At 64.2% G+C, this 13,095-nt stretch carries 11 protein-coding genes; all 11 read left to right on the plus strand.

The genetic code is table 11. The features are described 5' to 3' along the window. Positions 1-67 precede the first annotated feature (67 nt). The 11 genes from NCR40_RS26235 to NCR40_RS26285 all read left to right on the plus strand — a co-directional run bounded on the left by NCR40_RS26235 (position 68) and on the right by NCR40_RS26285 (position 12,976). The gene (locus tag NCR40_RS26235; RefSeq protein ID WP_250494312.1) at positions 68-898 is read left to right on the plus strand and encodes a helix-turn-helix transcriptional regulator; all 831 of its coding nucleotides are present in this window, start codon (positions 68-70) and stop codon (positions 896-898) included. A 129-nt stretch (positions 899-1,027) separates the two neighbouring features. Then, positions 1,028-1,255 (plus strand): hypothetical protein, encoded by a 228-nt coding sequence (locus tag NCR40_RS26240; protein ID WP_244830270.1) that lies wholly within the window; start codon positions 1,028-1,030, stop codon positions 1,253-1,255. Between the two features lie 187 nt (positions 1,256-1,442). Next, positions 1,443-2,420, plus strand: coding sequence for a serine O-acetyltransferase EpsC (gene epsC, locus NCR40_RS26245; protein ID WP_244830271.1), 978 nt, complete (start codon positions 1,443-1,445; stop codon positions 2,418-2,420). Beyond that, complete coding sequence (locus NCR40_RS26250; RefSeq protein ID WP_250511149.1) at positions 2,417-2,677, plus strand: helix-turn-helix domain-containing protein; 261 nt, start codon at positions 2,417-2,419, stop codon at positions 2,675-2,677. The genes epsC and NCR40_RS26250 overlap by 4 nt, the downstream gene beginning before the upstream one ends. 315 nt (positions 2,678-2,992) lie before the next feature. Beyond that, positions 2,993-5,734 (plus strand): winged helix-turn-helix domain-containing protein, encoded by a 2,742-nt coding sequence (locus NCR40_RS26255; protein WP_250511150.1) that lies wholly within the window; start codon positions 2,993-2,995, stop codon positions 5,732-5,734. A 143-nt stretch (positions 5,735-5,877) separates the two neighbouring features. After that, positions 5,878-7,017 (plus strand): acyl-CoA dehydrogenase family protein, encoded by a 1,140-nt coding sequence (locus NCR40_RS26260; RefSeq protein ID WP_250468180.1) that lies wholly within the window; start codon positions 5,878-5,880, stop codon positions 7,015-7,017. Positions 7,018-7,044: 27 nt separating this feature from the next. Continuing rightward, the gene (locus NCR40_RS26265; protein ID WP_250468181.1) at positions 7,045-8,232 is read left to right on the plus strand and encodes a lipid-transfer protein; all 1,188 of its coding nucleotides are present in this window, start codon (positions 7,045-7,047) and stop codon (positions 8,230-8,232) included. A gap of 93 nt (positions 8,233-8,325) precedes the next feature. Beyond that, positions 8,326-9,483: an acyl-CoA dehydrogenase family protein gene (locus NCR40_RS26270; protein WP_250511151.1), complete on the plus strand. Its 1,158-nt coding sequence runs from the start codon at positions 8,326-8,328 to the stop codon at positions 9,481-9,483. A 25-nt stretch (positions 9,484-9,508) separates the two neighbouring features. Further along, positions 9,509-10,513 carry an acyl-CoA dehydrogenase family protein gene (locus tag NCR40_RS26275; RefSeq protein ID WP_250468183.1) on the plus strand — a complete coding sequence of 335 codons (1,005 nt, stop codon included), beginning with the start codon at positions 9,509-9,511 and terminating at the stop codon, positions 10,511-10,513. Between the two features lie 88 nt (positions 10,514-10,601). Next, the gene (locus tag NCR40_RS26280) at positions 10,602-11,396 is read left to right on the plus strand and encodes a crotonase/enoyl-CoA hydratase family protein (RefSeq protein WP_250511152.1); all 795 of its coding nucleotides are present in this window, start codon (positions 10,602-10,604) and stop codon (positions 11,394-11,396) included. A gap of 23 nt (positions 11,397-11,419) precedes the next feature. Next, positions 11,420-12,976 (plus strand): long-chain-fatty-acid--CoA ligase, encoded by a 1,557-nt coding sequence (locus NCR40_RS26285; RefSeq protein ID WP_250511153.1) that lies wholly within the window; start codon positions 11,420-11,422, stop codon positions 12,974-12,976. Positions 12,977-13,095: the final 119 nt, after the last annotated feature.

Raw genomic sequence — 13,095 nt, forward strand, 5'->3', positions numbered from 1 at the left:
TATCCGATCGTTTCTTATCCCGTTAAAGTAGTGACTTCATCATGGTAAAGCGACTAACAGGGTCTTCATGTCAGTCAACACGGCACGATCGCTGGGCGATTTCCTGAGGAGCCGTCGCTCGCGGCTCGACCCGGCGAGCTTCGGATATTCCGGGCGCAGACGAACGCCCGGCCTGCGCCGGGAAGAGGTCGCGCAGCGCGCGCATATCAGCCCGACCTGGTACACGTGGCTCGAACAAGGGCGGGGCGGCGCGCCATCGGCGGAAGTGCTCGACCGCATCTCCGGCGCATTGATGCTGACGGATACCGAACGCGAGCATCTCTTCATGTTGGGCCTCGGGCGGCCGCCCGAAGTGCGCTACAAATCGGTCGAAGGCGTTCATCCCCGCTTGCAACGCCTGCTCGATTCGCTCGAAGCGAGTCCGGCAATCATCAAGACCGCCATCTGGGATGTGGTCGCGTGGAACCGCGCCGCCGCTGTCGTGCTGACCGACTACGGCACGCTGCCGCCCGGTGAGCGCAATATCCTGCAGTTCCTGTTCCGCAATCCCACCGTCAGGGCCAAGCAGCACGATTGGGAAAGCGTCGCGCGCTTCGTCGTGGGCGCGTTCAGAGCGGATGTGGCGCGTGCCGGACTCGCTTCCGAGGTGAGCGAACTCGTGGACGAACTCTGCGGCGCAAGCCCGGAATTCGAGGCGTTATGGCGCGACAACGATGTGCTGAACCACGGCGACAGCAATGGCATCAAGCGCCTGCTTCATCCCGTGCTCGGTCAGATCGAGTTGGAGTATTCCGCATTCTCCGTCGATGGCCGGCCCGATCTCGGCATGATCGTCTACACGCCAATGGACCCGGAGATAGCCGCGCGCGTCAAGGTCCTCGCTGCCGCGAAGGCGTAACGATCCTATCCAAGTGAGCGCGTTGTTAATTTGCTAAGACCAAAGGCTTCGTTGGTGCGGCATGGCGCGCGTACTAGGATAAAAACGTCGCGGACGCTACGGTCCGCACGCGCATAAACGGAGACCTCCATGCGATACAAGGGATACGACGTGGCACCGTCTGCCCATGCCATGCCGAGCGGCCTGTTCGCGGCAAACCTGACTATCGAGAACAAGGTGTCGCCGCACGGCTCGTCGTTCACGTTCGATGCACTCGATTACTTCTTCGAGGCGGATCACGCGGTCGCGTATGCGTTGCGCTGGGCGCGGATGTGGATCGACCAGCGCAACAAGCGGTTTGCGGCGCTCAGGCGCTAGCAGCAATCTTCACCGCGGCGAGGCGCCGCGCCATCCGCACCATCTTCTATGCAAATGAATTTTGCTTGGTTCCACTTTCCCGCCATGTCTCGCATAGTCGGGATTGATGGCTATAGACGGTTGCCTTTTTGTCGGGCGACTGTCAGGTGACCAAGACGTCGAGCTTCAAACATAGAGGACTGCAACCGTGGCCGTATTCGATATCGATGACATCGTCCAGTCGCTTCAGACGGTGCGCCAGCAATGGCGGGAAGTGCAGCGGCGATCGCTCGAACCGGGCGGGCGCGAACTTCCGGCGCGCGAGGCCCTGACCGATATCGTCGGCGCGATGAAGGGCGCGCTCTTTCCAATGCGGCTCGGACCGCCCGATCTGCGTCAGGAAAGCGAGAACTTTTACGTGGGCCATGCGCTCGACTTCGCGCTGCAAGGGCTTCTCGTGCAAGCAAAGCTGGAACTGCAATACAAGGCGCGTCACGCACCGCGCGACGATGCGGCCATCGACGCACGCGCGAGCACCGCGGTGAAGGCCTTTGCGAAGACGTTGCCGCGCATTCGGAGCCTTCTGGACAGCGATATTCTCGCGGCCTATCAGGGCGATCCGGCGGCGGGCAGCGTCGATGAAGTGCTGCTCTGCTATCCCGGCATTCTCGTGATGATTCATCACCGGATCGCGCATGAGTTGTACCGGCTGGAGTTGCCTTTGCTCGCGCGCATCGTCGCGGAACTCGCGCATAGCGAGACGGGCATCGATATTCATCCGGGCGCGAAGATCGGCGCGGGATTCTTCATCGATCATGGCACGGGCGTGGTGATAGGCGAGACGACGGTGATCGGCGACCGCGTGCGCATCTATCAGGCGGTGACGCTCGGCGCCAAGCGCTTTCCACGCGATGCCGCAGGCAATCTGGAGAAAGGACTCGCACGGCATCCCGTGGTGGAAGACGATGTCGTCATCTACGCGGGCGCGACCATTCTGGGCCGCGTTACGCTCGGTCAAGGCGCGGTGATCGGCGGCAACGTATGGCTCACGCACGATGTCGCGCCGGGAAGCTACGTGACGCAGGCGCTTTCGCAGAGCGCGGCGGTGTCGCATGCGCAGACGCCGACCCAAACGGTCGTGCAAACGCCCAAGCGCGCGCCGCAAGCCGAACAGGTCACGCCATGAGCACGGTCGTGCGTCACTTCGGCGCGACCGTGCGCGAGTTGCGCGAGTCGTTCGGCTGGACGCAGGAACAACTCGCCGAATATGCGGGGCTCAATCGCTCCTATGTCGGCGAGATAGAACGTGGGACGTGCATCGCTTCCATCGTGACGCTCGACAAGATCGCGCAAGCGTTCAATGTGCCGGCGGGGCGTCTTTTCGGCGCGTCGCGTGGAGATCTGGCGTCGCTGATATCGGAGTCCACGCCATCGGCGAAGTGACGCGGGCGCGTCGGGTTCATCGGCCGTATTGCGTGCGATGCATGCACAGACGCTTCTTTTGAAGTGTCTCGTAAGCCTGCGGCAGCATCGCGCTTGGCCGTCCCGGCGGGCCGCTCCTCAAGACGATCTCAATTCGGAACAAAGGCCGCGCGTCGATGAATCCGCCGATGCCGTCGCCGCATGCGTGGCCATCGGGGTAGGGTAGCCGGCTCGCCAACCCACCCGAATCGGGTGGGTGGTCGTAAGAGGCCTTCGGAATGCATCGACCGGGTCCTACAATCGGGACGAATCACGGCCCCGCTTGCAGAGTCCAGCATGTCCGATCTTGGCGAAACCGCAGTCGAATCCCCCGTGTCTGTCGTGTGTGTGGCGCACAAGTTCGTACCGCCACGCGGCGCACGTCAGTTGATGCCACGAAGCGCCTTGCTGGCCCGCCTGCTCGACGCACGGCGCCAGCGCTGCATCGTCATTCACGGGCCGGCCGGAAGCGCAAAGACCAGCACGCTCATGGCGTGGCGGCACTCCCTTTTGACGCTCGACTTCGACGTGGCATGGCTGTCGCTCGCGCCTGCGGACGACGAGGTGCGCACATTCTTCGCCGGTCTGCTGTCGAGTCTCGCCTTGGTGGACCAGACGATCGTCGACATGGCGGAACGCCTCACCGCACGCGATGGCGACGAACTTGCCGTGGAACATTGGGTTATCGCTCTCGTGCGGGGTGTCGCCCGCCACAAACGCGAACTCGTGCTGATGCTCGACGACGTCCACCATCTCAGGGACGCGCGCATATTCGAGGCGTTGCGATGGCTGATCGACTACGCGCCGCCGCAACTGCATGTGGTACTGACTTCGCGGCGGCCGTTGCCGCTGTCGCTCGCGCGATTGCGCGCGCAAGGTCTGACCACGGAGTTCGATCAGCAGGACTTGCGTTTCTCCGCCGAGGAATCGGAGCGTTTTCTTCGCGAGCAGTCCGGCCGGATCGGCAAGCGCGACGCACAGGTCGTGCACGAACTCACCGACGGCTGGGCGACCGGCCTCCAGTTATTCGCGAACGACCTCAAAGCCAGACGCGGGGCTCCGCTTGCGCCAGCGAGCGTGTGCGAAGGCGCGGCGTTCGTGGGCTACTTCGAACGCGAGGTGCTGGCCCGCTTGCCCCGCGACGATGTGCTCCTGCTCACCCACGCGGCCCTCTGCGGCCGCTTCTGCGCGCCACTCTGCGCTGATCTGCTGGACCAAGCCGGCGTCGTTGGTCTCGCCATCGACGATATCGCCGCGCAACTCATTCGCCTGGAGGCAGACAATCTGTTCGTCACGTCTGTCGCCCCCGAACAGGAGCGCGATGCGTGGTACCGCCTGCATCCGTTGTTGCGCAGCGTCCTGCTGAACCGCGTGGCAAGTCTGCCAGACGAGGCGCAACGTGGGCTTCATGCAGCGGCATGGCACTGGTTCGATGCGCACGGTCACATGGACGAGGCAGTTCAACATGCCGTGCTTGCGGGAAACAGCGAGGCAGCCGCCAATATGGTCGAGGGATTCGCTCACACGCTGCTCGCGCGCGGCGAATTGCGGCAGCTCGCGAGCCTCATGCGCCGCCTTCCGCCGGGACAAGTGGCGGCGCGCTTCGATCTCCTCGTGATGCAGGCGTATCTGCAAATGTATGCCGGCGAAACCGATGCGCTGCAGCAGGGCATTCGGCAGATTGCACGGCGCAGCGAGCGGTCCGGCCCGCGCGAGCGGTATGCGCTTGCCGTGTTGCGGGGTGGACTGGCGCTGCAGCGCGACGATACCGACTCCGTGGCCGCCTTGCTGCCGGAATTGCAGCGCGTGCCGTCCGACGCCGACGCCTTCACACGTGCCGGGCGCAGCAACATTCTCTCGTGGATGTTCATCCATCGCGGCGAGTACGCGGAGGCGCGCAAGGTGCTGGAAGAAGGTGCGTCGCGTGAAGGCGCGCCGCGCGGCATCCTGCTCGGCCGATGCATGGGCGGCATGACGCACGCCGCCGAAGGACAGGTGCTGCTCGCGGAGCGCGTTCTACGCGAGGTGCTGACCGAGGCAGACAAGCAAGGCGCGGCCTATATCGGTATTGCGTGCATGTCGGCGGCGCTGCTGGGCGAGGCGCTTTACGAACTGAACGATGTCGAGGCCGCGCTCGCGCTGCTGGAGAACCGCATCGACCTGCTCGAACGAGTGTCCATTCCCGACACCGTACTGCGCGCGCTGACCGTGCTGGCCGGCGCTCACTGGCTGGCCGGCAGACGCGGCGAAGCGCTCGATTATCTGACGCGTCTCGAAGATTACGCGGCGCGCCGCCAGGTCGACCGGCTGCTCGCCTGCGCGCTCCACTGGCGTTCGCGCTGGCTGCTGGACGACGGCCAGGTCGACGAAGCGGATGCCGCGCTGTCGCGGCTGGAGGCGCTCGCCGTGCGTTACTCGGGCGCGGTGCGCAGCACGGCGTGGGAGATCAGCGTATGCGCCGGTCTTGCCCGTATCGCCATGTGTCTGCATCAGAACGATTTCGACGGCGCCGTCGCGCGTCTGAAGCCGCTCGCCGCGTTGTCCGAGGCGGGCGGGCGGTGGAGCCGCGTGGCGAGCCTGCGCCTGCAACTGGCCATCGCGGAGCAAGGCCGTTGCAACGACAAACGCGCCCGCGAGCATCTGACCGAGGCGTTGCGCGTGGGCCATCGCCTCGGTCTCATGCGCAGCGTGCTCGATGGCGCGGGCGACTCGCAGGCAATGCTCGACGTCGTCGTGTCGGACCCGCACTTCGATCCCGTGCTGGCGTTCTACGCGGAGCGTCTCGTGAATGCGGGGAAAGCACGCGCACGCTTCCCTGCCGGGGCGAGCAGTCCGCAGGCCTCGGGCGATCTGTTGAGCGAACGCGAGAGCGAGGTGCTGAGTCTGCTCGCGCTCGCGCTGCCGAACAAGAAAATAGCGCGCGTCATGGATGTATCGCTCGACACCGTGAAATGGCATCTGAAAAATATCTATCGAAAGCTCGACGTATCCGGCCGCGATGGCGCTGTCGCCAGAATGCGCGATCTGAACGCCGGCTGACCATGCGCTCGCTGCCCGCTTTCCCGTGCTTTCCACCCTACGCGGGTGGGCTCGTTCCACCCGTTCCCGACGCAGAATGACCTTGTCGAAGCGGCACGCTCCCGCATGCGTGGGCCGCGACAATCCGTCATGAGGAGTGTTCGGTGGAAGTCAAGCGTAATGTCTATCGCGAGGACCATGAAATGCTGCGCGAAACCGCGCGGCGTTTTTTCGAGCGGGAATGCCTGCCCCGTCAGGCCAAGTGGGACGAGGCCGGTTGCGTGGATCGTGAGACCTGGCTGAAAGCGGGCCGCGAAGGACTGCTGTGCGTGACCGTGCCGGAAGAATACGGCGGTGGCGGCGGCGACTTCGGGCACTCGGCCATCGTGGCGGAAGAACTGCATCGCGCTGGCGTGTCGGGCTTCAGTTATTCCGTGCATTCGGACATCACCGCGCCGTACATCGTGCGTCTCGGCACCGAGGCGCAGAAACGCAACTGGTTGCCGCCCATTTGTCGCGGCGAGAAGATTCTCGCCATTGCCATGACCGAGCCGGGCACGGGCTCCGACCTGAAGTCCATCCGCACCACGGCGGTCCGCGACGGCGACGAGTACATCATCAACGGCAGCAAAACCTTCATATCCAACGGCCTGAATTGCGACATGGTGGTGGCGGTCTGCAAGACCGACCCGTCCGCGGGCGCAAAAGGCGTAAGCCTCATCATGGTCGAGACCGACCGCGCGGGCTTTCGGCGCGGTCGCAAGCTGGAGAAGGTCGGTCAGGCCGCCGCCGACACGGCCGAACTCTTTTTCGACGACGTTCGCGTGCCCGTCACCAATCTGATCGGTCAGGAAAACGGTGGATTCATCCACCTGATGGAAGAACTGCCGCAGGAGCGCCTGATCATCGCGATCTACAGTGCGGCGAAACTCGAACGCCAACTGGAGCTCACGCTGCAATACGTCAAGGATCGCCGCGCGTTCAATCAGACGGTGTGGGACTTCCAGAACACGAAATTCAAGCTGGCCGATGTCAAGGCGCAAGCGGTGGCCGTACGCACGCTGGTGGACTATTACCTCCGCGAGCATATGGAGCGCAGGCTCACCTTGCAGGAAGCCGCCATCGCCAAGCTGTTCGCGACCGAAACCATGTGGAAGTGCATCGACGAGATGGTGCAGTTGCACGGCGGCTACGGCTATATGCTCGAGTATCCGATCGCGCGCGCGTTCGCCGACATGCGGGTGACGCGCATCTTCGGCGGCACCAGCGAAGTGCTGCGCGACCTGATCTCCAGAAAACTGTAAGCATCCCTACTATTGGCGGGAAACATCATGAGCGAAAAAGTGCTGGTGGCAGGCGTCGGAATGATTCAATTCGCCAAGCCGGGCGCGAGCCAAAGTTACATCGAAATGGGCGCGGAGGCGACGCGCCGCGCACTCGCCGACGCCGGCATTCCCTACGACCTCGTGCAACAGGCCTTTACCGGTTACGTCTATGGCGATTCCACCTGCGGCCAGACCGCACTGTACGAAGTCGGCATGACGGGCATCCCGATCGTCAACGTCAACAACAACTGTTCGACGGGTTCGACGGCGCTTTATCTCGCGCGTCAGGCCATTGCCACGGGCGACGCCGAGTGCGTGCTGGCGCTCGGCTTCGAACAGATGCAGGCGGGCGCGCTGAAGTCGCACTGGGACGACCGCCCGGTCACGCGCGCACGGTTCGTGCCGATCATGCATGGCCTGACGGCGGATCTCGCGCATCTTCCACAGGCGTTGCGAACCTTCGGCGGCGCGGGACGTGAACACATGAAGCGTCACGGCACGACGATGGAAACGTTCGCCGCCGTGCGCGCCAAGGCGAGCCGTCACGCCGCCAATAATCCGCTGGCGCTGTTTCGCAAACAAGTCAGCACCGAAGACGTCATGAACGATACGGTGCTGATCCCCGGTGTGATGACGCGCCTGATGGCATGCCCGCCAACGTGCGGCGGCGCTGCCGCCATCCTCGTGTCGGAGCGTTTCGCGAAGAAGCACGGGCTGCGCAACGACGTGCGGATCGTCGCGCAGGCGCTCACCACCGATCCGCCCGCTTCGTTCGATCCGCCGTCGATGCTCAATTACGTCGGCACGCATATGACGCGTTCGGCGGCCAACAAGGTCTACGAAAACGCGGGTGTCGGACCGGAAGATATCGACGTATGCGAACTGCACGACTGTTTCGCGCACAACGAAGTCATCTGCTACGAGGCGCTGGGCTTCTGTCCGGAAGGCGGCGCGGAAAAATTCGTCAAGGACGGCGACAACACGTATGGCGGCAAGGTCGTGGTCAATCCGTCGGGCGGGCTGCTATCGAAGGGACATCCGTTGGGCGCGACGGGGCTTGCGCAGTGTTACGAGCTCACGCATCAGTTGCGCGGCAGCGCGGACCGGCGTCAGGTCGAGGGCGCGCGGCATGCGTTGCAGCACAACCTCGGGTTGGGCGGTGCGTGCGTGGTCACGCTTTACGGCACGAACTGACGCGGCTTCGAGCGTGACCATGCATTCGACTTCGCACTTCGAACACGGGCGCCGTTCATCGGACGTCTGTCATGCAAACACGGGGAGCGAGACGTGAGTAATCTGCTGGATGCCTTTCATCTAACGGCGTTGCCCGCCGAGGCCGAAGCCTTCCGCGCGGAAGTGAAGGAGTTCATCGCGGAACATCTGCCGCCCGCCGCGGCCGACGTCCGCGCCCGTTCATGGATGGGCTTCGATGCCGCATTCAGCCGTCGGCTCGCCGCGCGCGGCTGGGTCGGGCTCACGCTGCCCACGCGTTACGGTGGCGCGGGAATGGATGCGTTTCGACGGTTCGTGCTGGTGGAAGAATTACTTGCCGTTGGCGCACCGGTGGCCGCGCACTGGATCGCGGACCGGCAAAGCGGTCCATTGATCCTGCGCTACGGAACGCAGGCGCAGAAGGACTTCTACCTGCCGCGCATTTGCGCCGCGTCGGCGTTTTTCTGCATCGGCATGAGCGAACCCAACGCGGGCTCGGATCTCGCCAGCGTGCGAACCCGCGCGGTACGCAGTGAAGGCGGCTGGCGGCTGAACGGCCGCAAGATATGGACGACCAATGCACAGCACTGTCAGTACATGATCGCGCTCGTGCGTTCGTCGGGAGCGCCGGAGGATCGCCAGAAGGGTTTGTCGCAGTTCATCGTGGATCTCGCGTTGCCGGGCGTGATTGTGCGGCCTATCGTGGACCTCACGGGCGACGCGCACTTCTCCGAAGTGACCTTCGACGATGTCTTCCTCAACGACGAAGCGCTGATCGGCGAGGAAGGCGCAGGCTGGGAACAGGTGACCGCGGAACTCGCGTTCGAACGTAGCGGCCCGGAGCGGCTTTATTCGAGCGTCGTGCTGCTCGATAGCTGGGTCGCCCATTTGCGAAGAGAGAGCGCGAAACCCGCTGACCTTGCTTTGCTTGGCAGCCTCGTCGCGCAACTGGCGACATTGCGTTGCATGTCCATCGCGGTGACGGCGCGGCTCGCGCGCGGCGAGAGCCCCGTGGTCGAAGCCGCCCTGGTGAAGGACATCGGCACCGAGTTCGAGCAGACCATACCCGCGCTGCTGGAAGCCGCGATCACGGCCGATCCGGCACGGTCCATCGCACCCGAGCTGTATCGGACGCTGGCCTATCTCAGTCAAGTTTCCCCTGCATTCTCGTTGCGCGGCGGCACGCGCGAAGTGCTGCGCGGCATGATCGCGCGCGGCCTGGGCTTGCGCTAATTCTCATGCATCAGGAAAGACTCCCATGTTCACGGAAGCAATCGAGGCCATTCTGCGCGATTACGCGACTCCGGACGCCATCAGGGCCATCGAAAACGGTGGCTCGCCCTCGGCTATCTGGGCTGCACTGGAAGAAGCCGGCTTTCTGGAACTGCTGACGCCGGAAAGCGCGGGCGGTGCCGGGCTTGCGCTGTCCGCGCTCGCGCCTGTCTTCGTCACGCTGGGGCGGTTTGCCACGCCCGCGCCGGTGGCGCAGAGCATCGCGGCGCGGGCGTTGTTGCGCGAGAGCGGCATTGCGGCTCCAGCCGGCATGATCACGCTGGCGGGCCGCTGCCGACGCCTTGACGATGAGCACCATTCGTTGGAGGCGCCCGCCACGCCGTTCGGGACCATCTGTGAATATGTGCTCGCGAATCTCGATGGCGCTCTGCTTCTGCTCGACGCGAACCATGCCGCACGCGAGCCGGGCGGCGTGCGGGGCAGCCTGTGCGCAACCTTGACATGGCGCGGCGACCGCGTTTCCGCGCCGCTCGGTCGAAGCGGCGGGGAAGTGCCTCTGTTCAGCGCGGCCATTCACGCGGCAGCCATCTCCGGTGCGATGGATCGCGTATTCGGCATGACGCTTCGGTACTGCAACGACCGGTCTCAATTCGGCAAGTCCATCGGCAAGTTTCAGGCGGTGCAACATCAGTTGAGTGTGATGGCCCAGCACACGAGCGCGGCGGCAATTGCAGCCGAATTGGCGTTTTCCGGCGCCGGCCCTGTGCCGGCGCGGCTCGCGACGGCGATCGCCAAGGCGCGCACCAGCATGGCGGTGCCGCTGGTGGCATCCATCGCTCACGCGCTGCACGGGGCTATCGGCGTGACCGCGGAGTACGACCTGCAGCTCTATACGCGCAGACTGCACGAATGGCGCATGGCCGACGGTTCCGAGGCGTACTGGAATTGCGTGGTCGGCGAGGCGGCGCTCGCGCGGATGACCCCCACCATCGCCGACTTCGCACGAACCGCGCCGCTCGAAACAGCCTGAGTGACGGGCCTGAGACGACGGCCTGAGACAAAACGGCCTGAGACAAAGCGGCCTGAGACGACGGCTTCTAATAACGACCGGACATTCCATGAACGACTTTCTGAAGTACGAGCAGGACGGTCATATCGTCACGCTGACGATGAACGAGCCCGAGCGCCGCAATCCGCTGACCGGCAACACGGCGGTGGACGAATTCCTCGACGCGATCAGGCGGATCGAGACGGACCGCTCGGTGCGGGCCGTGATCCTGACCGGTGCCGGAACGGCCTTCTCTTCGGGCGGCAACGTCCATGACATGAAGCGGCATGCATCGGGGTCCATGTCAGGCGTGGAGATCCGTCAGGAGTACCGGCGAGGCATTCAACAGTTGCCGCTCGCGCTCTTCAATTTGGAAGTGCCTGTCATCGCGGCGGTAAATGGCGCGGCAATCGGCGCCGGACTGGATCTCACTTGCATGTGTGATATACGCATTGCGTCGGAACACGCAAAGTTCGCCGAAAGTTTTGTCCGGCTCGGCATCATTCCCGGCGATGGTGGCGCGTGGCTCCTGCCACGCATCATCGGACTGTCGCGGGCGGCGGAACTGACCTTCACCGGCCGGGTGATCGGCGCCCAGCAGGCGCTCGAATGGAATCTCGTATCGCGCGTCGTTGCGCATGACACGCTGCTTGCGGCCGCGCGCGCCCTCGCCGAGGACATCGCGGCCAATCCGCCGCATGCGGTGCGCCTTGCCAAACGGCTGCTGCGCGAAGGCATGCATTGCCGGCTCGACACGCTGCTGGAAATGTCGGCGGCTTATCAGGCGTTGGCTCATCAAACGGACGATCACCGCGAAGCCGTTTCCGCTTTCATCGACAAACGGCAGCCGTCGTTCAACGGATAACGCGCCGGCAGAGGGAAGACAGCATGCAGTTGACTCAGGGCCTTCATCGCTCGCTTCGGCAGAACCCGGACCGGACGGCGGTATCGTTCAAAGGGCGCAGGCGGACCTTTCGTGAATTCGGCGATCGCGTCGCGCGGCTTGCGTCGGCTCTGGTCGAACTCGGCCTGACGGAGGGCGAGCGGGTCGGCATGCTGGCGCTGAATTCCGACCGCTACCTCGAGTATGCGATGGGCGTTTGGTGGGGCGGCGGCGTGCTCAATCCCGTCAACATTCGCTGGAGCGCCGCGGAGATCGCCTATTCGTTGAACGATTGCGACACGCGCATCCTGATCGTGGATGACCAGCACCTCGAGACCGCGCGCGACGTATGCCGCCTCGTGCGAACCGTTCCAATACTGATTCACGCAGGCGATGGCGCGGCGCCGGACGGCATGCTGTCGTTCGACGCCCTGATCGCGGCAGCCGCGCCGATGGAGGACATCGGTCGCAGCGGCGCCGACCTCGCTTGCATCATGTACACCGGCGGCACCACCGGTGTTCCGAAAGGGGTGATGCAGACGCATCTGAACATGTGGTCGTCGTGCATCATGCGAATCGCGGAATCGGCGCCGCTCGCCGGGACCGCGGTGCTGCACGCCGCGCCGTTTTTTCATGTTGCGGCTCTGGGGCGTGCGCTCGTGCAGTTCGTTGCGGGCGAGGCGCATGTGATCATTCCCGCCTTCGACGCGCGCGAAGTCTTAAAGGCAATCGATCAAGAGCACGTCAGCGAAACCCTGCTCGTGCCGACGATGATCCAGGGCGTCTTGAATCACCCAGATTTTGCCCAGGCCGATTTGTCGCGCTTGCGGCGTCTCACCTATGGCGCGTCGCCTATTCCCGAGCCGTTGCTGAATCGCGTGATCGAATGCCTGCCGGGTGTCGAACTGGCGCATTCGTACGGCATGACCGAGGCCTGTCCCAGCATCTCCGTCAATCCGCCCGCCAATCACGATGACGCGGCGAGAAGGAGCGGCCTTTATCGCTCCATCGGCCGTGGGCTGCCCGGACTGCTGGTGAAAGTGGTCGATGTGCACGGCCAGGAAGTGCCGCGCGGCACGGTAGGGGAGCTCGTCGTGCGCGGACCGAACGTAATGGCGGGCTACTGGAACAAGCCGGAGGAAACCGCGCAGGCCTTACGTCGCGGCTGGCTGCATACTGGCGACGGCGCGTATATGGACGACCGAGGCTATCTGTACATCGTCGACCGGCTCAAAGACATGATCGTCAGCGGCGGCGAAAACGTCTATTCCGCCGAGGTCGAAAACGTGATCGCACTTCACGGCGCGGTCGCCGCGTGTGCGGTGATAGGCGTGCCGCATGAGATGTGGGGCGAAGCGGTCCACGCCGTGATCGTGTGCAAGCCCGGCGAAACGACCAGCGAAGAAGAGATACGCAGGCATTGCCGCGCGTTCATCGCCGGCTATAAATGTCCCAGAACGATCGAGTTTCGGGAGCGGCTGCCCTTGTCGGGCGCGGGCAAGATCCTCAAGCGCGAACTCCGCGCGGCATACTGGGCGGACAGGGCGCGCGCCGTCAACTGACGAAGTCAGGCAGCGAAGCCTTCCACCCGGCCAGGGGGGTGCCGCTTCTCCTGCATTCTGGCTTACTTCCACTGAATCGAGGCCGTCATCCGGAAGACGGAAAGCCGATCTACCGCGGT

The organism is Caballeronia sp. GACF4 (assembly GCF_023631025.1).
In the GTDB taxonomy this organism is placed as follows: Bacteria; Pseudomonadota; Gammaproteobacteria; order Burkholderiales; family Burkholderiaceae; genus Caballeronia.

Bases quoted from the DNA above. Each gene is read 5' to 3' on its own strand.
- NCR40_RS26235 (WP_250494312.1), top strand. From the start codon at position 68: ATGTCAGTCAACACGGCACGATCGCTGGGCGATTTCCTGAGGAGCCGT.
- NCR40_RS26240 (WP_244830270.1), top strand. From the start codon at position 1,028: ATGCGATACAAGGGATACGACGTGGCACCGTCTGCCCATGCCATGCCG.
- NCR40_RS26255 (WP_250511150.1), top strand. From the start codon at position 2,993: ATGTCCGATCTTGGCGAAACCGCAGTCGAATCCCCCGTGTCTGTCGTG.
- NCR40_RS26285 (WP_250511153.1), top strand. From the start codon at position 11,420: ATGCAGTTGACTCAGGGCCTTCATCGCTCGCTTCGGCAGAACCCGGAC.
- NCR40_RS26250 (WP_250511149.1), top strand. From the start codon at position 2,417: ATGAGCACGGTCGTGCGTCACTTCGGCGCGACCGTGCGCGAGTTGCGC.
- NCR40_RS26265 (WP_250468181.1), top strand. From the start codon at position 7,045: ATGAGCGAAAAAGTGCTGGTGGCAGGCGTCGGAATGATTCAATTCGCC.
- NCR40_RS26275 (WP_250468183.1), top strand. From the start codon at position 9,509: ATGTTCACGGAAGCAATCGAGGCCATTCTGCGCGATTACGCGACTCCG.
- NCR40_RS26280 (WP_250511152.1), top strand. From the start codon at position 10,602: ATGAACGACTTTCTGAAGTACGAGCAGGACGGTCATATCGTCACGCTG.